Below are 24,128 nucleotides of genomic sequence, written 5' to 3' on the forward strand. Positions count from 1 at the left end.
TTAAATTGAAATCTAAACCTGAATCGCGGCCTGAGAAGAAGGCGGTGTGGTGGCTGATTGCTCATCAGAAGCCAAGTAATAACAGCTGTTTAAATCGACAGAAACATAGACCTGATCAGTAGGTTGAATATCTTGAAGGTGGTTCACTTGTGCTAAAAGCGTGAGATCATGATCGCGTAGTTTTAGATGCAGTTGTTGTGCATGACCCATAAAACTGGATGACACAATGCTTGCTGGCAATGCATTTTCACTTGGTGTTTGGCTGAGGCGCAATTGATGCGGACGGAAGCAGCAAACGATTGAGTCTTGAGCGTTTACATGTTCTGGTAAATCAATCTTGCCAAATACAGTGTGAATTTCTTGCTGCTTGATGCGCGTTGGAATTTCATTCAACGAAGAAAAATATCGTGCAGCAAACAACGTTTTCGGCTGTAAATAAAGTTGTTTCGGTGAACCAATTTGAATAATTTGCCCTTGATGCATCAAAATAATTTGATCGGCAATTTGCAATGCTTCTTCTGGGTCATGTGTCACGATAACCGTAGTCGTTGCAGTTTGTTTGAGGAGTTGAATGGTATTTTGACGAATTTGATCACGCAGACGATGATCCAAATTTGAAAAAGGTTCATCCATCAACAAAACTTGCGGTTCTGGTGCTAAGGCACGTGCTAAGGCAACGCGTTGTTGTTCGCCGCCCGAAAGTGTATATGGATAGCTGTCTTGATGATGCAACATGGAAACATGCGCTAAAGCTTGTTTGGCAATGGTTTCCCGCTGCGCTTTGGGAAATTTCTTTAAGCCAAACATAACATTGTCTAACACACTTAAATGTGGGAAAAGTGCATAATCCTGAAACACTAAACCAATATTGCGTGCTTCCGCAGGAATCTGTGCTTGCTCACTCCACAAGGTATTTTGTTCCAGTTGGATTGTGCCGCTGCTTGGTGTTTCCAAGCCTGCAATCAGACGTAGCATTGTGGTTTTGCCGCAGCCTGAATGACCTAATAAACACACAATTTGTCCACTCATCGCTGACCATGTTGCTTGTTGCACTGCAAAACGCGAACCAAACTTTTTACTGAGCTGTTGGATCGTCAAGACATTGGCAGGTTGAGCAGCGTACGCATTCATAGTTTATTCACACGACAAATTTTGTGCTCAAATGATAACTAAGAATTCTTCTCATGTAGAGTCTTTTTATCATTTAGAATGTAAATGATGTAGTTTTTGCTACAAAAAGTTGAAATATCAACTGAAAACAATAGGTTGGAATTTAAATTATTTTAAGTGTAGCACTTTATTTATGGGCTATTAAAAGGGGGGGCTTAAAAGCAAAAAGTTACTGCCGAAGCAATAACTTTTCAATTTTTAGAAATCTGTACTATGCGTACTATGCAAATTAAGGTTTTTTCGCATTAAGCACTCTAAATAAAATGTACATCAAGACCACCCATACAGGAATCATAATGACTGATTCTTTAAAGCCTTGAGTCCACATAATATAAAGTACCACTGCAATAAACGCTAAAACCAAATAGTTGCTAAATGGTGACCATAGCGCAGGGAACTTAGTTGGAATCGCTAATTTTTTCAGTGTGCTGGTAAATTTAAGGTGAGTCAAACTGATCATCGCCCAGTTTAGAACCAAAGCACCAACCACAATGTACATGAGGTGGCTTAGGGCTTCTTCTGGTACAAAGTAGTTCAATAATACACAGCCAAAAATCAACACTGCAGAGAATAGGACGGCTGGGATTGGCACACCTTGTTTATTCACTTTTAGGAAAATTTTTGGTGCGTTGCCTTGTTTGGCTAAACCGAACAACATACGGCTGTTGGCATACATCCCACTGTTATACACAGAAAGTGCAGCAGTCAGAATCACAAAATTCAGTAAGTGTGCAGCCCATTCAATACCCATCTGACTAAAAATCATCACGAATGGACTTTTATCTAAACCACCTAAATCGAGCTGATTCCAAGGCACTAAAGACAACAGAATAGTGAGCGAACCGACATAGAAAATCAGGATACGGAACACCACTTGGTTAATGGCTTTAGGGATTGTTTTTTCTGGGTCTTGTGCTTCGGCTGCTGCCATACCAATCAATTCAATGCCGCCAAAGGCAAACATCAGGAAAGCCAACATAAAGAATAACCCTTCAAAGCCATGCGGGAAGAAGCCGCCATGTGCCCAAAGGTTGCTGAATGATGCGGTTGAATTGGCATCTGCAGAAAGTAAGAGATATAAACCAAACACAATCATCGAAACCACAGCAGCGACTTTAATGATTGCTAGCCAGAATTCTGACTCACCATAGAACTTTACATTGCCCAAGTTAATAATGGTAATCACAATGAAAAAGAACAGTGCCGAAGTCCAAGCAGGAATATGCGGCCACCAGTAGTTAATATATTTGGCAACTGCGGTGAGTTCTGCCATTGCCACCAAAATATACAAAATCCAGTAGTTCCAACCTGCTAAAAAGCCAGGGAATTTACCTGCATATTTATAGGCAAAGTGACTGAATGATCCTGCAACGGGCTCATGAACAATCATTTCCCCCAATTGGCGCATAATTAAAAATGCAATAAGACCACCAATGGCGTAACCCAAAATAATAGAAGGGCCAGCAGATTGGATGACCTGCGCGGAACCTAAGAATAAGCCTGTACCAATTGCTCCACCCATGGCAATCAATTGAATATGGCGGTTCTTTAAGCCACGCTGAAGTTGTGAAGACTCGTTGTTCAAAGTATTCAGCCCGACAAGGAAAAAGTGACAAGATTGTAATAGATCAAATTTCATTAGCCTAGTAGCTAGACAATAATGAAATAAATTTATGATAAATATTAAAATATTTTATGGTTTTTATTTGTATAAAAGATAAGTGAATCAATATATTAATTTTATTTTTGCCTTATAAATCAAGATGACTGGTTAGGGTAAAATTTACCAAATGTTGTTTTTTTATACTTAAGTCAAGACCGCGATACCTTTTGAATAAAAACCGTTATGATGCAAAAGGGTCTTTTTATATTGACCATAACAATCAAAAACAAGGGAATAAAATTCATGCGTTTTGCACCACAAGTTAAAATTCCAGCGACTTATATGCGCGGCGGTACCAGTAAAGGCGTATTTTTTAAACTTGATGATTTACCTGCAGCGGCACAGCAGCCAGGCAAAATTAGAGATCAAATTTTATTACGTGTGATTGGCAGTCCAGACCCTTATGCCAAACAAATTGATGGAATGGGTGGTGCAAGCTCGAGTACCAGTAAAACCGTAATTTTAGCCAAAAGCACTCAACCCGATCACGATGTCGATTATTTGTTTGGGCAAGTTTCGATTGATCAGCCATTTGTAGATTGGAGTGGCAACTGCGGTAACTTAACGGCTGCAGTCGGTGCATTTGCGATCAGCAATGGCTTGGTTGATGCCAGTAAAATTCCAGAAAATGGCATTTGTACTGTACGTATCTGGCAGAAAAATATTGAAAAAACCATTATTGCGCATGTTCCAATGACGCATGGTCAGGTGCAGGAAACGGGTGATTTTGAGTTGGATGGCGTGACTTTTCCTGCCGCAGAAGTACAAATTGAATTCTTAGACCCTGCCGATGATGGCGAAGAAGGTGGGGCAATGTTCCCAACTGGAAATGTGGTGGACACTTTGCATGTGCCAGATATTGGAACATTCCAAGCGACCTTTATTAATGCGGGTATTCCAACAATTTTCCTAAATGCAGAAGAAATTGGTTATACAGGCACAGAACTGCAAGATGCAATCAATGGTGATGCACAAGCTTTGGCACGTTTTGAAACCATTCGCGCTTATGGTGCTAAACAAATGGGGCTGATTCAGGAAATTGCTGAAGCTGAAAAACGTCAGCATACGCCAAAAATTGCCTTTGTTTCTGCGCCAAAAAGTTATGTATCTTCAAGTGGTAAACAAATTCAGGCTGAAGATACCGATTTATTGGTACGTGCATTGTCGATGGGTAAATTACACCATGCCATGATGGGCACAGCAGCAGTCGCGATTGGTACAGCCGCAGCTATTCCGGGAACATTGGTCAACTTGGCTGCAGGTGGGGGTGCGCGTGAAGCTGTACGTTTTGGACATCCATCAGGTACGCTTCGTGTGGGTGCGCAAGCCGTACAGGAAAATGGACAATGGCAAGTCAAAAAAGCTGTGATGAGCCGTAGTGCACGTGTATTAATGGAAGGTTGGGTGCGTGTACCTGCGGAAACATTAGAATAAGTTTTGCTTCGAACAGACCCTAATTAACTAAATGCAGCCTCTATTTCGATAGGGGCTTATTTATGGCTGAAATGTTATATCAGTTCAGTTAAGGCTTAAAAAACTTTGAATTACAGGTACAATGCTGCAACACAGGCAGCTTACTGCTTATTAGACATGAACCAACAACTCGAGGCGAATGTGTCATCACTTCACGATTTACAGGCGCATGCATTAACCGCAGCCCAACAACGTATTCAGCAAGACTTGCTTACCGCTTTAGAGGCTTTTGCATTGCCAGAACCGTTAAAGTCTGCCGTGCATCATGCCGTCATGTTGGGTGGAAAACGTGTTCGCCCTGCCTTGTGTTATGCCACCGCAGCATTAAGACCGAATCAAAACTCTGCTGCGGTACGCCGTGCTGCAGTTGCGATTGAGCTGATTCATTGCTATTCATTGGCACATGATGACTTGCCGTGTATGGACAATGACTTGTTGCGTCGTGGGCAACCGACGTGCCATGCAGCGTATGGTGAAGATACAGCATTGTTGGCAGGCGACATTTTACAGTCGATGGCATTTGAAATTTTAGGTAGTCGTTTGTTTGATCAGGCTGTTGCAGTAGATCAAGGCATTGTGCTCAAACAGATGCAAATTTTAGCCACCGCTTCTTCAAAAATGGTCTGTGGTCAGGTTTTAGACTTGCAGTCTGAAGGTAAACAGGTAGATCAGGCGACTTTGGAAAATATCCACCGTAATAAAACAGGGGCGTTAATTTCTGCAGCGGTGATGATGGCCGCTGTGACCGTGTTTGATGGACGAGATAAAGCGATTCCGCAATTGCGTGAATATGCGCAGGCGATTGGTTTAGCCTTTCAGGTACAAGACGATATTTTAGATATTATTTCGGATACTGAAGTACTAGGTAAAACTGCAGGGAAAGATGAACAAGTTGAAAAATCGACCTATCCTGCACTCATGGGCTTGGAAAAAGCACAAGCTTATGCACAAGAATTGCACGATCAAGCCTTTGCTGCGTTGGCATATTTTAAAACTGATACCGTCTTAGAGTTACAGCAAATTTCCGAGTTTTTATTGTCACGTAAAAGCTAAATTATTCTAGATGGAGGGCTTGTGGCTCTCAATACTCAAAAGCGAGCAGATGCTCGCTTTTTTGTGCTTTATGAAAGTGTTAGCTGTTTTAAGCGACACACTTTAATGCAGATTCTATACGGCTTTATTCTTGTAGCGTTGCATCAGGTGGTAAAATTGCTTTGCCTTGTTTTAAGCTGTCTAAAGCCTCGCGGTTAAAATCTACCAACAAAGAATTATTTTGTGGATCAATCGCATAACGGCTAATTAATTTTTGATCGCCTTGTAAGGTTTCAAGGCGGTATTCATCTGCAATATTCATAATGCCGTCTAAATTAATGGTGGCAGATGCTTTGTCTTGGCGAAATAACTCGTAAATATCACGCAGGTCAAAAATTGCATTTTGTGCGTCAGGATGTTTTTCAAAATAATTTTGCAAATGACGAATAAATAATTGCGCAAACATGAAGTAATTTGGTTTGTGGGTATAGTCTAAGCTCATGTGTTTACTCCTTATTATTCAAATTTTTAATGCTTACTAGGAATAGCACACTCTGGGTGAAAAATTAAAGAAACTCAGGGTCTAAGTTGCAAAAACTACACAAAATTTTGTGCGGCTTAAACTAAGCTGAAACCTGAAGTTGCGATGATCTCTCTATAAATTTAAAAACTTTGCAACGAACCGCTCAATTGGTGTTTTGGAAAAAATAATCACAACTGACTTATCTATTTGTTAAAGCGATTAAGAGCCCTACGGAGTAGTGGAATTCTAAAATATCAAGTATTTGAATAAAAAATCATCCGAAAGACTAAGACTTATGAACTAGCAAGTGAAATCATAAATCAGGTACAATTGGCGTGATTAATTTTGTGTTTGGTGTATTTGAAGGCCAATACATACATTCTTTGTTAATAAATAGGCCTGCCAGGAGTTATCCCCGCATGAGTGCCATTACTCCATACGAATGGGCAATTATTGCCTTCGTGATCGGCGTTACATTTTTATGCGTCTTTATGCTGACCGTTCCTTTACTCCTTGGGGGTAAATCATGGGGGCGTGCGAAGCAAGAGCAGTTTGAGTCGGGTGTTGTAGGTGCTGGTGGAGCACGTATCCGCTTATCTGCAAAGTTCTATTTGGTTGCAATTTTCTTCGTTGTTTTCGACTTAGAAGCACTTTATCTATACGCATGGGCAGCTTCTGTTCGTGAAGTAGGTTGGGTGGGCTTTGCAACGGCTGCTGTATTTATTTTAGTTTTACTCGTTGGCTTAATTTATGAATTATCAACTGGTGCGCTGAACTGGGCTCCATCTGATAAGCGTAAAGCAGCAGGGATTAAACCTAAAATTGGTTCGCCAAATATGGATCTTGCAGAAATCACACGCTTTAACTCAATTGAAGAATTGGTAACGGACCCTACCGGTCAAATTCCAGCTCAATCCTCTGGTCGTGTAAAAAAATCTGCGACTACCTCATCTGACAAGGAGTAACTCGGGATGAAATATACCTTAACCCGTGCGAATCCCGATGCTGATCAATATCCACTTCAAGAGCGTCAGATCGTAACCGATCCGCTTGAAGAAGAAGTGAATAAAAATGTGTTCATGACTCGTTTAGAGGACTTGGCACATACAGCAGTAAACTGGGGACGTAAGAACTCAGTTTGGCCGTTTAACTTTGGTACATCGTGCTGCTACGTAGAGTATGCGACGACCTTAACAGGTGTGCATGACTTGTCACGTTTTGGTGCAGAAGTTATTCGTGCTTCACCGCGTCAGGCAGACTTGATGATTGTTGCAGGTACGTGTTTTGTGAAAATGGCACCTGTAATTCAACGTTTGTACGAGCAAATGCTTGAGCCTAAGTGGGTAATCTCAATGGGCGCATGTGCAAACTCAGGTGGTATGTACGACATTTATTCAGTTGTGCAAGGTGTGGATAAAATCATTCCTGTGGATGTGTACATTCCGGGTTGCCCACCACGTCCTGAAGCATTAATCCAAGCATTAATGTTATTACAAGACCAAATTCAATTAGAGCGTCGTCCGTTGTCTGCGGTGATTGGTGATGATCTTAAGCCAGTATATAAGCCGAAGATGATGCCAGAACGTGACCGTAAGAATGCACAGCGTATTGCGGTGAAAAACTTACGCTCTATGGATGAAATTAAATAATTTAAACGTACAAATATTGATGCACCCGACGGGTGTAGTTGTCGTTTAGGTTGACTGAATTTGTATTAAATAGGAAGCCAAGCCAATGGCTGAAACTGACATTGCTATGCCAGAATCAACAGCAGTTGATTCACGCCCAGCATTTGCAATTGTAGAAGAGCTCAAAACCAAATTTGGTGAGAACTTCTACGTGCAAACGACTTTTGAAGATTTTCCAACAGTCTGGGTTGAGCGCGCACGTGTACAAGAAGTTTTAATGTTCTTGCGTACAGTGTCACGTCCATACGTGATGTTGTTCGACTTGTCTGCGGTAGATGAGCGTTTGCGTACTCACCGCGATGGTCTACCTGCGTCTGACTTTACTGTGTTCTATCACTTGTTATCGCTTGAGCGTAACACGGACATTCGTATTAAAGTTGCGTTGAATGAGAGCGATCTCAACATTCCAACAGCAACCAACATTTGGCCAAATGCCAACTGGTACGAGCGTGAAGCTTACGATATGTTTGGTATCAACTTCGAAGGGCATCCAATGCTTCGTCGTATCTTGTTGCCAACATACTGGGAAGGTCACCCGTTACGCAAAGAGTATTCTGCACGCGCAACGGAATATACACCGTATATGCAGAACCAAGCCAAACAAGACTTCGAGCAAGAACACCTTCGCTTTGTGCCTGAAGATTGGGGCTTAAAGCGCGGTAATAAAGACGAAGACTTCATGTTCCTGAACTTGGGTCCTAACCACCCATCTGCGCACGGTGCGTTCCGTGTAATTTTGCAGTTGGATGGTGAAGAAGTGAAAGACTGTGTGCCAGATATCGGCTATCACCACCGTGGTGTGGAAAAGATGGCTGAGCGTCAAACTTGGCATTCATTCATTCCTTATACAGACCGTGTGGACTACTTGGGTGGTTGTGCGCAAAACATGCCGTATGTCATGGGTGTGGAACAACTGGCAGGCATTACTGTGCCAGACCGCGCACAATGTATCCGTGTCATGATGTCGGAATTGTTCCGTATCAATAACCACTTATTGTTCATTGGTACTGCAATTCAGGATGCGGGCGGTATGACCCCTGTATTCTATATGTTCGCAGACCGTCAAAAAATCTACGATGCGATTGAAGCTATTACGGGTTACCGTATGCATCCAGCATGGTTCCGTATCGGTGGTACCGCACACGACTTACCAAACAACTGGCAACACCTGATTCGTGAAATCTTAGAGTGGATGCCAAAACGTATGAACGAATACTACACTGCGGCATTACGCAACTCGGTATTCATGGGTCGTACGCAAGGTGTAGCGCAGTATGATGCGAAATCTGCCTTGGCTTGGGGTGTGACAGGTACTGGTTTACGTGCAACAGGTATCGACTTTGACGTGCGTAAATACCGTCCATACAGTGGTTATGAAAACTATGACTTCGAAGTACCTGTAGAGTACGAAGGCGATGCTTACGCTCGTGTACTGGTTCACTTCCGTGAAATCGAAGAGTCATTGAAAATCATCAAACAATGTCTAGATAACATGCCATCTGGTCCATATAAAGCAGACCATCCATTGGCTGTTCCACCACCAAAAGACAAGACATTACAAGATATTGAAACCCTGATTACGCACTTCTTAAGCGTGTCTTGGGGTCCTGTAATGCCTGCTGGTGAAGCATCTGTAATGGCAGAAGTGGTGAAAGGTGCATCGAATTACTACTTGACTTCAGATAAGTCAACGATGAGTTACCGTACCCGTATTCGTACACCAACTTTCACGCATTTACAGCAAATGCCTTCTGTGATTAACGGCAGTCTGGTATCTGACTTAATCATTTATTTAGCGACCATTGACGTCGTAATGGCAGACGTGGATCGCTAAGGGGTAAACGCATTATGATGATTTTGACTGATAAAAAGCCACGTGTGAATGTTGAAGGGATTTTGACTGCGGAAGAAATCCATGAAATTGAACATCACATTGGTCATTATCCGTACCCACGTGCAGCATCTTTAGATGCCTTGAAGTGTGTACAGCGCCGTAATGGCTGGGTAGATGATGCGCAGCTCAATGCGATTGCACAGCTTCTAACCATCAGCGTTGCTGATTTAGAAGGTGTCGCAACATTCTATAACCGTATTTATCGCCAGCCTGTAGGTCGTCACGTGATTTTATTGTGTGACTCGATTGCATGCTTTTTGATGGGTGCAGAAACACTGGCAGAAGCATTCCAGCGTGAATTAGGCATTCAGTTTGGTCAAACGACTGCAGATGGTCGTTTCACGTTATTGCCAATTTGCTGTTTAGGAAATTGCGATAAGGGTCCAACCTTGATGATTGATGAAGATACTCACGGTTTAGTTGAGGTGACATCGGTGCAACAGTTATTGGAGAAGTATGTATGAATACCGAACCAAGACCAATTTATGGTGACGGTAACCCAGAAACGCATCCATTAACTTGGCGTTTAAGCAAGCAAGAGCACGTGCGTAATGCAGATGATTACGAAGCACTAGAAGGTTATGCAGGCTTTAAGAAAGCGATTTCTATGCCGCCTAAAGATGTGCTTGAAGTCATTAAAGCTGCGACAGTAAAAGGTCGTGGTGGTGCAGGCTTCCCAGCAGGGATCAAATGGTCACTGATGGCGCCAAACGACAATTCAGGTCCACGTTACCTGATTTGTAATGCCGATGAGATGGAACCGGGTACTTTCAAAGACCGTTTGTTGATGGAAAAACTTCCACACCAACTGATTGAAGGTATGCTGATTGCTGCGTACACGCTTGAAGCTACCCACGGCTATATCTTTATTCGTGGCGAATACATCGAAGCTGCACAGTACTTAAATGAAGCGATTGAGCAAATTCGTGCCAAAGGTTATTTGGGCGAAAACATTTTAGGTACCAACTGGGGCTTTGAGCTATACGTGCATACAGGCGCAGGTCGTTATATCTGTGGTGAAGAAACCGCATTGATTAACTCGCTTGAAGGTCGCCGTGCTAACCCACGTACTAAACCACCATTCCCGCAAGTTGCAGGGGCATGGGGTCGTCCAACGATTGTCAACAACGTAGAAACCTATAACAACTTACCTGCAATCATGTTGCGTGGTGCAGAGTGGTATATCGGTTTATCTGCAGGTAAATCGAAAGACCCTGGCACAAAAATTTACGGTGCTTCTGGTAAGGTGAAATTCCCAGGTCTATGGGAGCTTCCATTTGGTACGACTGCACGTGAAGTAATTGAAGACTATGCGGGTGGCATGCGTGATGGCTTGAAGCTAAAAGCATGGTTACCGGGTGGTGCATCTACCGACTTCTTGGCAGCAGAACACATTGACTTGCCTATGGATGCAGAAAGCATCATGAAGGCAGGTTCACGTTTAGGCACGTGTTTGCTTATGGTGGTCGATGAAACCCAATGTATGGTTTCTGCAACCCGTAACTTAGAAGAATTCTTTGCGCGCGAATCATGTGGTTTCTGTACCCCATGTCGTGATGGTTTACCGTGGGCTGTAAAAGCACTCAAAGCAATTGAAAATGGCGAAGGGAAAGAAGAAGACATTCAACATCTTCAAGAACTCACCAAAAAATTGTGGATTGGTAAGACCTTCTGTGCTCACGCACCAGGTGCGATGGAGCCATTAATGGGCGCACTCAAATATTTCCGTAGCGAGTTTGAAGCAAAAGTGGCAAATAGCCGTCCTGCTGCTCAAGCTAGCAACGTAGAACAAGCTTAAGGAATTCGACTATGGCTACAATTCATGTCGATGGAAAATCGTACGAAGTCAATGGCTCGGAAAACTTGCTGCAAGCATGTTTGAGCCTTGGGATCGACATTCCGTACTTTTGTTGGCATCCATCCTTAGGTTCTGTCGGTTCTTGCCGTCAATGTGCCGTGACCCAATATGCGAACCCTGAAGATACTCGTGGTCGCTTGGTGATGTCATGTATGACACCTGCTGCTGACAATACCTATATCTCGATTGAAGACAAGGAAGCAACGGAGTTCCGTGCTTCAATTGTAGAGTTCTTGATGACGAACCACCCACACGACTGCCCTGTCTGTGAAGAAGGTGGTCACTGTCATTTACAAGATATGACTGTAATGACGCAGCATGACCGTCGTCGTTACCGCTTCACCAAACGTACTCACTATAACCAAGAGCTAGGTTCGTTCATTGCACATGAAATGAACCGTTGTATCGCATGTTATCGTTGTGTGCGTTACTACAAAGACTATGCAGGCGGTACAGACTTTGGCGTTTATGCCAACGCATCACGTGTGTACTTTGGTCGTCCTGAGTCGGGTACTTTAGAATCTGAATTCTCTGGCAACTTGACTGAAGTATGTCCAACAGGTGTATTTACCGACAAAACGCACTCTGCACGTTATAACCGTAAGTGGGATATGCAATATGCGCCAAGCGTATGCCAAGGCTGTTCTTCTGGCTGTAACATCTCTCCGGGTGAGCGTTATGGCGAATTACGTCGTGTAGAAAACCGCTTTAACGGTGAAGTTAACCAATACTTCCTGTGCGACAAAGGTCGTTTCGGTACAGGTTATGTGAACCGTGAAGATCGTCCACGTCAGCCACAGTTCCGTAACGGTGCAAGCGTAGAAACCGTTTCTGTAGATACTGCACTTGATACAATTATTGCCAAAGTTCAAGGCAAAAAAGTTTTGGGTATTGGTTCACCGCGTGCATCGCTTGAATCAAACTTTGCTTTGCGTGAGTTGGTGGGTCAAGACAACTACTCAACAGGCTTATCGCAAAAAGAGCAAAACTTGGTTGAACTTGCAGCTTCAATCATGCAAACCGAAGGAATTTATAACCCAGGTATGCGTGAAATTGAAGATTACGATGCTGTGTTAATTTTGGGTGAAGATTTAACCCAAACTGCACCACGTATGGCCTTATCTGTCCGTCAAGCGGCGAAAAACAAAGCCAAAGAAATGGCTGCAGAGCGTCGTACCCCAGACTGGCTGGCTGAACCTGTGCAACGTATCGCACAAGATGCAAAATCACCAATTTACATTTTGGCTGCAACGCAAACGCGTTTAGCCGATGTAGCAACCGGTGAAGTGGTTGCATCTCCAAACGACATCGCACGTTTAGGTTTTGCGATTGCAGCTGCAGTAGCAGGCGATGTAATCACTGGTTTAGATGACGATGCCAAAGCATTTGCACAAACTATTGCCGACACGTTAAAAGCTGCGAAAAAGCCATTGGTGATTTCAGGTACAAGCTTACAAGAAGCTGCCATTATGGAAGCGGCTGCACAAGTGGCACAAAACTTGGGTGAGAACGCAGGTTTAACCCTAACTGTGCCAGAAGTGAACTCAATGGGCTTGGCAATTTTAGGTGGTCAAAGCCTAGAGCAAGCATTTGCACAAGATTATGATGCTGTGATTGTGGTTGAAAATGACTTATACCGTCGTTTACCTGCGGCACAAGTTGATGCCGCTTTGGCAAAAGCACAAGATGTAATCGTGCTTGATCATGCTGAAACAGCAACAGTGCAAAAAGCCAACATCGTACTTTCTGCAGCAAGCTTTGCTGAGGGTGATGGTACTGTAGTGAGCCAAGAAGGTCGTGCTCAACGCTTCTTCCAAGTGTATGACCCAAGCTACTACAAACCTGAACTAGCAATCAAAGAATCTTGGCGCTGGTTACACGCACTTGAAACAGGCTTAAAAGGTAAAGCAATTTCTTGGACTGTTTTAGATGACGTGATTGAATCTGTTGCGAAAAATATTCCAGCACTTGAAGCAATTCAGGATGTTGCACCAGATGCAGGTTTCCGTGTACATGGCTTGAAAGTTGCGCGTGAACCACGTCGTTACTCAGGTCGTACTGCAATGCGTGCGCCGTTATCTATTCACGAGCCAAAACAACCGACCGATGTCGATTCTGCATTAACTTTCTCTATGGAAGGTTATGTTGGTAACCAAACACCATCGGCACTTGTACCATTTGCATGGTCTGCAGGTTGGAACTCACCACAAGCTTGGAACAAATTCCAAGACAATGTGGGCGGTCACTTAAAAGGTGGTGATTCAGGCATTCGTTTATTCGATCGCTTAGCAAAACGTCCTGCACGTAGCTATGTGGCACCAGCACCTGTGCTAGCTAATCCTGAAAGCTTCCGTTTAATTCCAATGCATCACATTTTTGCATCGGGTGAATTTACGGTGAAAACGCCTGCAATGGAAACGCGTATTCCTGAAGCTGTATTTGCTGTAGGCACGCAAGATGCGCAGCGTTTGAATGTACAAGATGGTCAAACAATTACCGTACAAGCAGGTGAAACGTCTATCGTACTGCCAGTACAAGTGATTGAATATTTACCTACAGGTTATATTGGCTACCCAATTGGTCTTGCACCAACGGTATCTCTTGCAGAGCCTGTTTCAGTCGCGGTAGGAGTGTAATTCATGCAACAAGAATTAATCCGTCAGACGCCGCTGTGGGCTGAGAACTGGCCAATTGCCTATTCAGTCATTCAAGCGATTGTCATCTTACTGGTTGTAGTATTGATTGCTGCGCTCATGTCTTTTATTGAGCGTCGTTTACTGGGCTTATGGCAAGACCGTTATGGTCCGAACCGTGTAGGTCCAGGTGGTATGTTCCAGATTGTAGCCGACATGCTTAAAATCATGTTCAAAGAAGACTGGACACCTAAATTTGCCGACAAACTAACCTTCCGTATGGCACCAGCAGTTGCAATGGCAACTGCGGTACTGTCGTTCATGGTTATTCCTGTATCACCTTATTTAGGTGTTGCAGACATGAGCATTGGCCTGTTGTTCTTTATGGCAATGGCTGGTATTGCAGTCTATGCGGTGTTATTTGGTGGTTGGTCATCAAACAACAAATACGCATTGCTTGGTGGTCTACGTTCAGCAGCTCAAACCATTTCGTATGAAGTGTTCTTGGGTATTTCACTTATGGGTGTGGTTGCAATTGCAGGCTCATTCAACATGCGTGAAATTGTTGAAGCGCAACGTGATGTTTGGTTTGTGATTCCACAATTCTTAGGTTTCTTGATTTTCGTGGTTGCTGGTGTTGCGGTAACACACCGTCACCCATTTGACCAACCAGAAGCAGAACAAGAATTGGCAGAAGGTTATCACGTAGAATATGGCGGTATGAAATGGGGTATGTTCTTCGTTGCAGAATATGTCAACGTGGTACTGATCTCTGCGCTTATCGTGACTTTATTCTTCGGTGGATGGCTTGCGCCGTTTAACCTTGAAATTCCATTCATTCCAGCAGCTTTCTGGTTCATTATCAAAACAGCATTCTTTGTAATGATGTTTGTCTTGGCACGTGGTTCTTTAATGCGTCCACGTTATGACCAAGTGATGAACTTTGGTTGGAAAATTTGCTTGCCATTGGCGCTTGTTAACCTTTTGGTAACTGGTGCTGTGATTCTTATGAATCATTCGGCCTAAGACAGCAGGGAGAACAATATGTTTAAGTTTCTAGCTGGGTTTGGGTCAATTGTACGTTCACTGTGGATGGTTTTCTCACACGTGACACGTAAACGTGACACCATTTTGTATCCGGAAGTACCAGCCGAAGAAATTGTACCTCCACGCTTCCGTGGTCGTATTGTGTTAACACGCGATCCAGATGGCGAAGAGCGTTGTGTTGCATGTAACCTCTGTGCAGTTGCATGCCCAGTGGGTTGTATTTCACTACAAAAAGCAGAACAGGAAGATGGTCGTTGGTATCCGGAGTTTTTCCGTATCAACTTCTCACGCTGTATTTTCTGCGGTATGTGTGAAGAAGCATGTCCAACGACTGCAATTCAATTAACGCCTGACTTCGAGTTAGGTGAATATGTGCGTCAAGACTTGGTCTATGAGAAAGAAAACTTACTCATTTCAGGTCCTGGTAAATATCCTGACTACAACTTCTACCGTGTAACGGGTATGGCTGTTACAGGTAAAGACAAAGGTCAAGCGCAACGTGAAAGCGCACCTGTTGATGTACGGAGTCTATTACCATGATGTGGCCGTTTTATTTGATGGCACTCGTGGCCATTGTCTCTACGGTTCGTGTAGTCACTAACGCGAACCCAGTACATGCTTTATTAAGCTTGATCGTGTCATTGCTTGCAGTTGCAGGCATGTTCATGATCGTGGGTGCTCCATTTGCTGGCGCATTGGAAATCATTGTTTATGCGGGTGCGATCATGGTCTTGTTCGTATTCGTAGTAATGATGCTAAACCTTGGTCAGCAAACCGTTGAACAAGAGCGTAAATGGTTGACTTCATCTGCTTGGGCATATCCAGCTTTGATGAGCTTCCTAATTGGTTTGGTTTTAGTGTGGTCATTAAGCTCAAACTACACCACACCAAGCGCTTTAATGGGCACTGAAATGGTTGGTCCAAAAGCGGTTGGTCAAGCACTCTTTACTCAGTACTTATTATTGGTTGAAGTTGCCGCAATGTTATTACTTGCAGCTTTAGTTGCAGGCTTCCACATCGGTAAACGTGAACCAAGTGCAGAAGAGGAAAAAGAATAATGGGCAACATCCCTTTAGAACATGGTTTGATTGTCGCGACCATTCTTTTTGCACTCGGTTTTTACGGTGTGATGGTGCGACGCAACCTACTATTTATTTTAATGGGCCTTGAAATCATGATGAACGCTGCGGCACTGGCGTTTGTTTTGGCTGGTAGTGCATGGGTACAACCAGATGGTCAGATCATGTTTATCTTGATCTTGACACTTGCTGCGGCAGAGGCGTGTATCGGTCTTGCGATCGTCCTTCAGTTCTATCATCGCTTCCATCATTTGGATGTGGATGCTGCTAGTGAGATGCGCGGATGAGTTATTTATATCTAACAGTATTGTTTCCGCTCATTGGTTTTATCCTTTTAGCGGCAGGGCGTAACAACTTACCTGAAAAAGTTGCTGCGATTATTGGCGTTGGCTCAGTGGGGCTGTCTGCATTATTCGCTTTAATTGCAGGCATGGACTTTGTGAACAATGCTTCGGTTGCAACAACTCAACACTTATGGACTTGGTTCAATGTAGGTGGTTTTGCGCCAGCAATTAGTTTGCACCTAGATGGTTTATCTTTACTCATGCTTGGCATGATTACGGGTGTGGGTTTCTTAATTCACATCTTTGCCTCATGGTACATGCGTGGTGAAGAAGACTTTGCACGTTTCTTCTCTTACTTCAACCTGTTCGTTGCGAGCATGTTGCTGTTGGTTTTAGGCGATAACTTAGCGTTATTGTTCTTAGGTTGGGAAGGTGTAGGTCTGTGCTCTTACTTGCTGATTGGTTATTACTACCAAAACCCTGCAAATGGTTTTGCGGCAATCAAAGCATTTACCGTAACACGTGTGGGTGACGTTTTCTTACTGATTGCATTGTTCTTGCTGTATCAACAATTCGGCACCTTGAATACGCAATACATCGTAGAAAATGCAGCCAATGTAATGACTCAAAGCTCATCCATCACCATTTGGACAGCGTTAATGTTGTTCTTAGGTGCTGCGGGTAAATCTGCACAAATTCCATTGCAAACTTGGTTAGCTGACGCGATGGCAGGTCCTACACCTGTATCTGCATTAATCCACGCTGCAACCATGGTAACTGCGGGTGTTTACTTATGCTGCCGTATGTTCAGCGTATTTGAACTTGCACCTGAAGTGATGTTATTCATTTCAATTACAGGTGCTGTGACCTTGCTAGTTGCTGGTTTTGCAGCATTGGTTCAAACCGACATCAAACGTATTTTGGCTTACTCAACTATGAGTCAGCTGGGTTATATGTTTATGGCAGTTGGTGCAGAAGCATACCAAGCGGGTCTATTCCACATGTTAACTCACGCATTCTTCAAGGCATTATTATTCTTGTCTTCTGGTGCGGTGATTTTGGCTTACCATCACGAACAAAACATTTTCAAAATGGGTGGCTTGTTCTACAAGAACAAATTCCTGTTTGCATGTTTCGCGATTGGTGGCGGTGCATTGGCAGCGATTCCATTCTTGACCATTGGTTTCTTCTCAAAAGACGCTATTTTGGCAGCAGTTTGGACGCAAAGTCATATCGCAGGTATTCCGCTATATAACACCTTATATTGGGTGGGTGTAGCAGGTGCATTCTTAACGTCAATTTATACATTCCGCTTAATTTGGGTTGTATTCTTTGGTAAAGAAAACACACCGTATCACGAGATCAAAGGCGCAACTTACTGGTTCCCATTGGCAGTGCTTGCAGCACTTTCAACTGGTTTAGCGATTGTATTAAAAGCGCCAGTGATGAGCATTCTTGATGCTGCAAAAATCCCAGCATTTGTGATTCCTGAAGCATTAGAAGCAGGTGCACATGGTGCAGAGTATGTTGCAATTGGCGTGGCTTTGGCTGGTTTAGCTGTAGGCGTGGTGTTATTTGCCTTTGCTTACAACGCTGTAAAAGGTTTCGCGCAAACTTCATTGGGTGCGGGTCTTGCCAATATTTGCCGTAATGCACTTGGTTTCGATGCGTTGTATGACATCGTATTTGTAAAACCATACTTGCTGATTGCCAAACTATTAGGTCGTGATCCAGTGGATGGTATGTGGTTAGTACTGCCTGCACTGGTGAAAGGTGGTCATAGCTTTACAAGTTCACGTCAAACTGGTTCATTACGTGAGTACGCATCGAGTATGGCACTTGGTGTGGTGGTCTTACTAATGATCTTGATCGTGATTCAGGTCGTGGGGAAATAAGATGGATACTCCAAACAATTTAATTCTACCCGCGCTGATCCTTGTTCCGTTCATTGCAGGTTTTATTTGCTGGTTGGTCGATAAACTCGACGATAAATTACCGCGTTACATTGCTTTAGTGGGCATGCTCGTTACTTTGGGCTTAACTGTCGCATTGTGGCAAGGTGCTAGCTATAACTATGAATTAGGCGCTCAAGTTCCAACTTGGTCGGCTGAATTTATGTTGCCTTGGATTCAAACCCTAGGCATCAACATTCACTTAGCGGTGGATGGCTTATCTTTACTCATGGTGGGTTTAACCGCATTACTGGGTATTTTAGCGGTAGGCTGTTCATTTGGTGAGATTCAAAAGAACGTCGGTTTCTTCCACCTTAACCTTTTATGGTCTTTGGGTGGGGTAATTGGTGTATTCCTTGCGATTGACTTGTTCCTGTTCTTCTTCTTCTGGGAGATGATGCTTGTACCAATCTACTTCCTGATTGCGTTATGGGGTCATAAAGGTTCAAATGGTCGTTCACGTGTTTACGCTGCAACCAAATTCTTTATCTATACGCAAGTTGCTGGTTTAATCATGTTGATTGGTATCTTAGGTCTAGTGATCTACGGATACATGATGTCAGGTACAATTTCATTCAACTACAACTATTTATTGGCTGTAGCGAATACACTTGACGCACAATTACCAGCAGTCGCTTATGCCTTCATGATCTGTTTATTCATCGGTTTTGCGGTAAAACTTCCAGTTTTCCCATTACACGGTTGGTTACCAGATGCACACGCACAAGCGCCTACAGCGGGTTCTGTCGACCTTGCAGGTATTTTGATTAAAACTGCGGCATACGGTTTATTACGTTTCGTGATTCCATTCTTCCCAGCGGCTTCTGCTCAGTTTGCAGACATCGCCATTATTTTGGGTTTAATTGGTGTGTTCTACGGCGCGTGGTGTGCTTTCCAGCAAACCGATATGAAGCGTTTACTTGCCTATACCTCAATTTCGCACATGGGCTTCGTATTACTTGCAATTTATGCAGGTAATATCCTGACTTACCAAGGCTTAATGATCATGATGTTGGCACATGGCTTGTCATCTGCTGCATTGTTCATTATGTGTGGTCAAATTTACGAGCGCGTACATACACGTGACATGCGTTTAATGGGTGGTATTCGTGGTCAATTCCAATACCTTTCATTCTTCCTCATGTTCTTTGTGGCTGCGTTAGTCGGTATTCCTGGTTTAGGTAACTTTATTGGTGAATTCCTGATTTTGATGGGTTCATTTGAACAGTTCCCAGCCTTCACAATTATTGCGGCAATCAGCTTAGTTTTTGCAGGTGTTTACGGTTTAATCCTGATTCACAAAGCTTTGTTTGGTGTACCAAATGAAGAGCAAAAACAGCACTATGCAAATCCGTTAAAAGATTTAAATGCACGTGAAGTTGTGATTCTTTCAATTTGTGCGCTGGGTCTAGTATGGCTTGGTCTGTATCCACAAACCTTCCTTGATATTTCAAATTCAAGTATGGCGTGGTTAGCAAATAGCTACATCCCAGTTCAAGAAGTAGTTGAAGTTACGCAAGAAGTAACAGCTCAACTCGAAAATGTGGAGATCCAATAAGCCATGAACTTCACAATGTCATTTTCTGAGCTTATGCCTTTAGCTCCTGTGATGATCGTGGCTTTAACTGCGATTATCGTGATGATCCTTACTGCAATTAAGCGTAACCATAACTTAATTGCTACAGCATCAGTGGTGGGCTTGAACCTCGCTGCGGCTTACCTTTTACTCATGATGTTTGGTGGGAACTTTGCTCCTGCCAGCGTGATGGGCATGTTTATGATTGATCCGTTCACCTTGTTATATCAACTGGTGATTCTGATCGCAGCATTGGCATGTTCTACTTTGTCTCATGCTTATATTGAGACCTATAAAGACAACCGCGAAGAACTTTACATCTTGATGTTATGTTCTGTAGCGGGTGCTATGTTGATGGTATCAAGTTCGCACTATGCATCGTTCTTCATTAGCCTTGAGTTAATGTCAATTCCTGTTTATGGCTTATTGGCATATACCCACCAGCGTTCTAAATCTTTAGAAGCGGGTGTGAAGTACTTAGTATTGTCTGCAACTGCATCAGCAATGTTGCTTATGGGTATGGCGTACATTTATGCGTACACAGGTTCATTGTCGTTCTATGACTCTGTTCAAGCATTAATGCAAAACATCCAGCAACCTTTGGTAATTTTAGGTTTAGGCTTAATTGTCTTTGCTGTGGCATTTAAACTGTCTTTGGCGCCATTCCACAAATGGACACCAGACGTTTATGACGGTGCGCCTGCACCAATCGCAACCTTCCTTGCGACTGCAGCGAAAGTAGCAACCATTGGTTTGTTCGTGCGTTACATTTTGGGTTCAGGGGCAATCCTGATCGACTCGATTGTAACTATCATGACCATTATTGCCGTGCTTTCAATTTTGGTGGGTAACTTCCTTGCTGTACGTCAAGTGAACTTGAAACGTATTTTGGCTTACTCATCAATTGCACACTTTGGTTATTTGTTGATTGGTTTGATCAGCATGACTTATGCAAGCTTGGGTAATGTCAGCGTTTATGTGATTACCTATGTCTTGACGACTATTGGCGCGTTTGGTGCAGTGGCATTAATGTCTAGCCCATACAACAACGTAGCAGAAGCTGAAAGTTTGGCTGACTACCGTGGTTTGTTCTGGCGTCGTCCAGTATTGACTGCTGTATTAACCGTGATGATGCTTTCTCTTGCAGGTATTCCATTAACTGCAGGCTTCATTGGTAAGTTCTTGGTGGTGATGGCTGCGGTAACGACTCAGCACTGGTTCTTAGCTGCGATGATCATCGTGGGTTCAGGTATTGGTTTGTACTACTACTTGCGCGTTATGGTGGTGATGTATATGACACCGCCAGACGAACCAAAAATGGATGCTGTCGATCATTGGGGTCAAAAAGTGGGCGGTATTATGGTATTGGCTGCAGCTTTAGCGGTATTGGTGATTGGTGTTTATCCAGACCCAATTATCAAAATTGCACTTGAAGCTGAAATTTTGTCACCAATCCATTTCATGCTGTCACAGCAATAATTTGAAAGAAGTTTAACTTTCAGTCAAAAAGCCTTCATAAATTGAGGGCTTTTTGGTTTATATACACAATAAAAACAGCATATAATAAAAGGATATTTGCTTTTCTTTCCTTTTAGGTGTTCTCCCGTGGCTATTCATGAAATCCGACATCCGCTTATTCGTCATAAATTAGGGCTATTACGTCGTGCTGATATCAGCACCAAAAACTTCCGTGAATTGGCACAAGAAGTGACCATGTTGCTGACTTATGAAGCGACCAAAGATTTGCCTATGGTCGAGCACGAAATTGCGGGTTGGAATGGTGCAGTCACTGTAGACCGTATTGCGGGTAAAAAAATTACGGTTGTGCCTATTTTACGTGCAGGTATTGGCATGTTAGATGGTTTCTTAAACTTGATTCCAAGTGCCAAAGTGTCTGTACTTGGCTTGGAACGTGATGAAGAAACTTTAGAAGCGCGTACGTACTACAAAAAATTAGTACCAGATGTACAAAACCGTATTGCGATGATTATTGACCCTATGCTTGCCACAGGTTCATCTTTAGTGGCAGCGATTGATTTGCTCAAAGCCAGTGGTTGTAAAGACATTCGTGTGATGGTTTTGGTTGCAGCGCCAGAAGGCATTCAACGTGTAGAAGCCGCGCATCCAGATGTGGTGATCTTTACTGCATCGGTAGATGAAGGTTTAAACCAAGATGGTTATATTGTGCCTGGCTTGGGTGATGCAGGCGATAAAATTTTTGGTTCAGTGCAAAAAGATTAAGCCGAATGTCGGTGAAAAAGAGGCATTAACTGCCTCTTTTTTATATACTCATATAAAGTGCAGCTCGTAAAAGGTTAAGCCATGAAATCTGAACAATATCAAGGGAAAATCAAACAATATAATGCCGAAAAAGGCTATGGATTTATTGCCGCACCTGAAGGTGAAGTGTTTTTCCATATCTCGGATTTTCCTGCGGCTGAAGGCGAGCCAAAGCGCAATGATCGCGTTAAATTTAATGTGGTTCAAAATGGTGATCGTTATAAAGCCATTAATATTGAACCTGTAGAAGATAAATCCAAAAAAGCAAAAAAAGCCAAAGCGGTTGCTGCGAATACGTCGATTACGTCTGCATTGTTATCAAACTTAAAGCGTTAGTTTTAAATGTTTTCATGCACAGAAAAGAGGCATTCTCGCCTCTTTTTTTGTACAATAATCAAAAATTAACGTGAAAAGAGTAATTTATGTTTTTAGAAGGGAAAATAAAAACTTATAACGAAGAACGAGGCTTTGGTTTTATTCAAATAGAAGGAGAGCCTAAAGATTTATTTTTTCATATTAAAGATTTTCCCAATAAAAATATTCCACTAAAAGTGGGAGAAAATCTAAAATTTCGTAAAGTAGAAGAAAATGGCAAGTTCAAAGCAGATAATATTGTCCGTCTAGATATTAAGGTTGCAGTCGAAAGGCATACACCTCAATCAAGGGCAATTCATACGACAAAGCAGAATCATAAAAGACAGCAGAAGTCTGAAAATAACTCATCCAATTTTGTTACTTATATTGGTATATTGATTATATTCGGCTTGGCTTATGCAGTATTTAATAAGTACCAAGCTTGGCAAAATAGTCAGCCTGAAGCTTTATCAGTACAAAAAGTAGTAGAAGTTCCTGTTGTTGAACAGAACTTTACTTGTGATGGGCGTGAGCACTGTAGTCAAATGACGTCTTACGAAGAAGCATTATTCTTTATACGAAATTGTCCAAATACTAAAATGGACGGTGATGGTGACGGCATACCGTGTGAGAGTCAGTTTAATCGCTAAAAAAAGAGTACCATCATCGGTACTCTTTTATAAACTATTTCGCGTCGCAAAACTTCATAAATGCCTTTAAGCCAGGCCCTTGGTATTTCTGACGATGCACCAACATGAATAACGGGCGCGTCAGTTGCCAGAAAGGTGTATCTAAAATCACCAATTGACCTTTTTCTAGTAAAGGTTCAATCGCCAATCGTGAAATACACGACATACCAATCCCACCTGCGACAATTTTTAAAATCGCTTCGTTATGACCCAAAGTTAAACGAATATTGGCATCAGGCAGGTCTTTTAAAATTGCATTGTCAAACACTTCACGGGTACCTGAACCTTCTTCACGTAAAATCCACTCGGCGTCTTCAAAATCTGCGATACTTAAAGCACGGTTTAACTGCGCTAAAGGATGACTTGGTGCACAGCACACTGCAAGCTCATCATCACGCCAATGAATACATTGGAGTTGTGGCAAGTGACAAGAGCCTTCTATCAGGGCTAAATCTAGCTGAAACTGATTTACAGCTTCAATCATTTGGCGGGTATTGCCCACTTGTAATTGTAAATGCGCCTGTGGCTGAATTTGCAAAAAGTCTGCCATTAAATCAGGCATCAAATAGTCACTGATGGTGAGGGTTGCACCTAAACGCAAATCGATGCTTTGTAGTTCGCCTTTAGCAGCTTGCTCAAATGCTTCACAACGCCCCAAAATTTCTAAGGCTTGTGGCAATAAAAAACGACCTAAATCGTTCAGCTGTAGGCGCTTACCCAAACGGTCAAACAGTGGAGCACCCAAGCCATCTTCCAAATCTGCTAAGGCCATGCTTGCAGCACTTTGGGTGAGTTTAACGGCATCACTGGCTTTGGTTACTGTCCCTTCTTGGGCAACTGCTACAAAAACCGCCAACTGGCGTAAAGTCATGCGCATGAATCAAGCCTTAACATTTAAAAAATATTCATAAATTACCCCGACATGCTAACATG

General features: G+C 42.9%; 22 protein-coding genes. 18 read left to right on the forward strand and 4 right to left on the reverse strand.

What is annotated here, in order from left to right; genetic code table 11:
* Positions 1 to 12: 12 nt before the first annotated feature.
* Positions 13 to 1,131, reverse strand: coding sequence for an ABC transporter ATP-binding protein (locus FTV52_RS01930; protein ID WP_179989652.1), 1,119 nt, complete (start codon positions 1,129 to 1,131; stop codon positions 13 to 15).
* A gap of 268 nt (positions 1,132 to 1,399) precedes the next feature.
* Positions 1,400 to 2,755: an amino acid permease gene (locus FTV52_RS01935; RefSeq protein ID WP_179989715.1), complete on the reverse strand. Its 1,356-nt coding sequence runs from the start codon at positions 2,753 to 2,755 to the stop codon at positions 1,400 to 1,402.
* A gap of 321 nt (positions 2,756 to 3,076) precedes the next feature.
* Here FTV52_RS01935 and prpF point away from each other — a divergent pair, with 321 nt between their 5' ends.
* Together prpF and FTV52_RS01945 are read left to right on the forward strand one after the other, a co-directional pair.
* Complete coding sequence (gene prpF / locus FTV52_RS01940; RefSeq protein WP_179989654.1) at positions 3,077 to 4,267, forward strand: 2-methylaconitate cis-trans isomerase PrpF; 1,191 nt, start codon at positions 3,077 to 3,079, stop codon at positions 4,265 to 4,267.
* A gap of 156 nt (positions 4,268 to 4,423) precedes the next feature.
* Entirely contained in the window at positions 4,424 to 5,359 is a 936-nt protein-coding gene (locus tag FTV52_RS01945; RefSeq protein WP_179989656.1) for a polyprenyl synthetase family protein, read from the forward strand.
* Between the two features lie 124 nt (positions 5,360 to 5,483).
* Here FTV52_RS01945 and FTV52_RS01950 read toward each other — a convergent pair whose 3' ends face one another.
* Positions 5,484 to 5,840 (reverse strand): hypothetical protein, encoded by a 357-nt coding sequence (locus FTV52_RS01950; protein ID WP_096901797.1) that lies wholly within the window; start codon positions 5,838 to 5,840, stop codon positions 5,484 to 5,486.
* A 440-nt stretch (positions 5,841 to 6,280) separates the two neighbouring features.
* Here FTV52_RS01950 and ndhC point away from each other — a divergent pair, with 440 nt between their 5' ends.
* From ndhC to FTV52_RS02030, 16 genes are all read left to right on the forward strand, one after another.
* The gene (gene ndhC, locus FTV52_RS01955) at positions 6,281 to 6,826 is read left to right on the forward strand and encodes an NADH-quinone oxidoreductase subunit A (RefSeq protein WP_004975445.1); all 546 of its coding nucleotides are present in this window, start codon (positions 6,281 to 6,283) and stop codon (positions 6,824 to 6,826) included.
* Between the two features lie 6 nt (positions 6,827 to 6,832).
* Positions 6,833 to 7,510: an NADH-quinone oxidoreductase subunit B family protein gene (locus FTV52_RS01960; RefSeq protein WP_004975447.1), complete on the forward strand. Its 678-nt coding sequence runs from the start codon at positions 6,833 to 6,835 to the stop codon at positions 7,508 to 7,510.
* An 85-nt stretch (positions 7,511 to 7,595) separates the two neighbouring features.
* The gene (nuoC, locus tag FTV52_RS01965) at positions 7,596 to 9,383 is read left to right on the forward strand and encodes an NADH-quinone oxidoreductase subunit C/D (protein WP_004975450.1); all 1,788 of its coding nucleotides are present in this window, start codon (positions 7,596 to 7,598) and stop codon (positions 9,381 to 9,383) included.
* Between the two features lie 14 nt (positions 9,384 to 9,397).
* On the forward strand, positions 9,398 to 9,907 hold the full coding sequence (gene nuoE / locus FTV52_RS01970) for an NADH-quinone oxidoreductase subunit NuoE (protein WP_004975451.1): 510 nt from the start codon (positions 9,398 to 9,400) through the stop codon (positions 9,905 to 9,907).
* Positions 9,904 to 11,241, forward strand: coding sequence for an NADH-quinone oxidoreductase subunit NuoF (gene nuoF, locus FTV52_RS01975; protein ID WP_179989658.1), 1,338 nt, complete (start codon positions 9,904 to 9,906; stop codon positions 11,239 to 11,241). Before nuoE ends, nuoF begins: the two co-directional genes overlap by 4 nt.
* 11 nt (positions 11,242 to 11,252) lie before the next feature.
* Positions 11,253 to 13,937 carry an NADH-quinone oxidoreductase subunit NuoG gene (nuoG, locus tag FTV52_RS01980; protein WP_179989660.1) on the forward strand — a complete coding sequence of 895 codons (2,685 nt, stop codon included), beginning with the start codon at positions 11,253 to 11,255 and terminating at the stop codon, positions 13,935 to 13,937.
* A gap of 3 nt (positions 13,938 to 13,940) precedes the next feature.
* On the forward strand, positions 13,941 to 14,960 hold the full coding sequence (gene nuoH, locus FTV52_RS01985; protein ID WP_004975457.1) for an NADH-quinone oxidoreductase subunit NuoH: 1,020 nt from the start codon (positions 13,941 to 13,943) through the stop codon (positions 14,958 to 14,960).
* 18 nt (positions 14,961 to 14,978) lie between these two features.
* Positions 14,979 to 15,521, forward strand: a complete 543-nt coding sequence (gene nuoI / locus FTV52_RS01990) for an NADH-quinone oxidoreductase subunit NuoI (RefSeq protein WP_104852362.1) — start codon at positions 14,979 to 14,981, stop codon at positions 15,519 to 15,521.
* On the forward strand, positions 15,521 to 16,039 hold the full coding sequence (gene nuoJ / locus FTV52_RS01995) for an NADH-quinone oxidoreductase subunit J (protein ID WP_171501122.1): 519 nt from the start codon (positions 15,521 to 15,523) through the stop codon (positions 16,037 to 16,039). The genes nuoI and nuoJ overlap by 1 nt, the downstream gene beginning before the upstream one ends.
* Positions 16,039 to 16,347, forward strand: coding sequence for an NADH-quinone oxidoreductase subunit NuoK (gene nuoK / locus FTV52_RS02000; protein ID WP_004975463.1), 309 nt, complete (start codon positions 16,039 to 16,041; stop codon positions 16,345 to 16,347). Before nuoJ ends, nuoK begins: the two co-directional genes overlap by 1 nt.
* Positions 16,344 to 18,239, forward strand: a complete 1,896-nt coding sequence (gene nuoL / locus FTV52_RS02005; protein ID WP_179989662.1) for an NADH-quinone oxidoreductase subunit L — start codon at positions 16,344 to 16,346, stop codon at positions 18,237 to 18,239. Before nuoK ends, nuoL begins: the two co-directional genes overlap by 4 nt.
* 1 nt (position 18,240) lies before the next feature.
* Positions 18,241 to 19,854 carry an NADH-quinone oxidoreductase subunit M gene (nuoM, locus tag FTV52_RS02010; protein WP_004975471.1) on the forward strand — a complete coding sequence of 538 codons (1,614 nt, stop codon included), beginning with the start codon at positions 18,241 to 18,243 and terminating at the stop codon, positions 19,852 to 19,854.
* Between the two features lie 3 nt (positions 19,855 to 19,857).
* Positions 19,858 to 21,351 (forward strand): NADH-quinone oxidoreductase subunit NuoN, encoded by a 1,494-nt coding sequence (gene nuoN, locus FTV52_RS02015; RefSeq protein WP_179989664.1) that lies wholly within the window; start codon positions 19,858 to 19,860, stop codon positions 21,349 to 21,351.
* A gap of 126 nt (positions 21,352 to 21,477) precedes the next feature.
* Positions 21,478 to 22,113, forward strand: coding sequence for a uracil phosphoribosyltransferase (gene upp, locus FTV52_RS02020; protein WP_004975475.1), 636 nt, complete (start codon positions 21,478 to 21,480; stop codon positions 22,111 to 22,113).
* 81 nt (positions 22,114 to 22,194) lie between these two features.
* Positions 22,195 to 22,488: a cold-shock protein gene (locus tag FTV52_RS02025; RefSeq protein WP_004975478.1), complete on the forward strand. Its 294-nt coding sequence runs from the start codon at positions 22,195 to 22,197 to the stop codon at positions 22,486 to 22,488.
* Between the two features lie 86 nt (positions 22,489 to 22,574).
* Positions 22,575 to 23,156, forward strand: a complete 582-nt coding sequence (locus FTV52_RS02030; protein ID WP_096901807.1) for a cold shock domain-containing protein — start codon at positions 22,575 to 22,577, stop codon at positions 23,154 to 23,156.
* A 34-nt stretch (positions 23,157 to 23,190) separates the two neighbouring features.
* Here FTV52_RS02030 and gigC read toward each other — a convergent pair whose 3' ends face one another.
* The gene (gigC, locus tag FTV52_RS02035) at positions 23,191 to 24,072 is read right to left on the reverse strand and encodes a LysR family transcriptional regulator GigC (protein WP_004975482.1); all 882 of its coding nucleotides are present in this window, start codon (positions 24,070 to 24,072) and stop codon (positions 23,191 to 23,193) included.
* Positions 24,073 to 24,128 lie beyond the last annotated feature (56 nt).

This window comes from Acinetobacter sp. YH1901141 (assembly GCF_013416935.1).
GTDB lineage: Bacteria > Pseudomonadota > Gammaproteobacteria > Pseudomonadales > Moraxellaceae > Acinetobacter > Acinetobacter towneri.

Coding starts and splice junctions, on each gene's coding strand:
- FTV52_RS01930 (WP_179989652.1), bottom strand. CDS start 1,131: ATGAATGCGTACGCTGCTCAACCTGCCAATGTCTTGACGATCCAACAG.
- prpF (WP_179989654.1), top strand. CDS start 3,077: ATGCGTTTTGCACCACAAGTTAAAATTCCAGCGACTTATATGCGCGGC.
- FTV52_RS01945 (WP_179989656.1), top strand. CDS start 4,424: ATGAACCAACAACTCGAGGCGAATGTGTCATCACTTCACGATTTACAG.
- FTV52_RS01950 (WP_096901797.1), bottom strand. CDS start 5,840: ATGAGCTTAGACTATACCCACAAACCAAATTACTTCATGTTTGCGCAA.
- ndhC (WP_004975445.1), top strand. CDS start 6,281: ATGAGTGCCATTACTCCATACGAATGGGCAATTATTGCCTTCGTGATC.
- FTV52_RS01960 (WP_004975447.1), top strand. CDS start 6,833: ATGAAATATACCTTAACCCGTGCGAATCCCGATGCTGATCAATATCCA.
- nuoC (WP_004975450.1), top strand. CDS start 7,596: ATGGCTGAAACTGACATTGCTATGCCAGAATCAACAGCAGTTGATTCA.
- nuoE (WP_004975451.1), top strand. CDS start 9,398: ATGATGATTTTGACTGATAAAAAGCCACGTGTGAATGTTGAAGGGATT.
- nuoF (WP_179989658.1), top strand. CDS start 9,904: ATGAATACCGAACCAAGACCAATTTATGGTGACGGTAACCCAGAAACG.
- nuoG (WP_179989660.1), top strand. CDS start 11,253: ATGGCTACAATTCATGTCGATGGAAAATCGTACGAAGTCAATGGCTCG.
- nuoH (WP_004975457.1), top strand. CDS start 13,941: ATGCAACAAGAATTAATCCGTCAGACGCCGCTGTGGGCTGAGAACTGG.
- nuoI (WP_104852362.1), top strand. CDS start 14,979: ATGTTTAAGTTTCTAGCTGGGTTTGGGTCAATTGTACGTTCACTGTGG.
- nuoJ (WP_171501122.1), top strand. CDS start 15,521: ATGTGGCCGTTTTATTTGATGGCACTCGTGGCCATTGTCTCTACGGTT.
- nuoK (WP_004975463.1), top strand. CDS start 16,039: ATGGGCAACATCCCTTTAGAACATGGTTTGATTGTCGCGACCATTCTT.
- nuoL (WP_179989662.1), top strand. CDS start 16,344: ATGAGTTATTTATATCTAACAGTATTGTTTCCGCTCATTGGTTTTATC.
- nuoM (WP_004975471.1), top strand. CDS start 18,241: ATGGATACTCCAAACAATTTAATTCTACCCGCGCTGATCCTTGTTCCG.
- nuoN (WP_179989664.1), top strand. CDS start 19,858: ATGAACTTCACAATGTCATTTTCTGAGCTTATGCCTTTAGCTCCTGTG.
- FTV52_RS02025 (WP_004975478.1), top strand. CDS start 22,195: ATGAAATCTGAACAATATCAAGGGAAAATCAAACAATATAATGCCGAA.
- FTV52_RS02030 (WP_096901807.1), top strand. CDS start 22,575: ATGTTTTTAGAAGGGAAAATAAAAACTTATAACGAAGAACGAGGCTTT.
- gigC (WP_004975482.1), bottom strand. CDS start 24,072: ATGCGCATGACTTTACGCCAGTTGGCGGTTTTTGTAGCAGTTGCCCAA.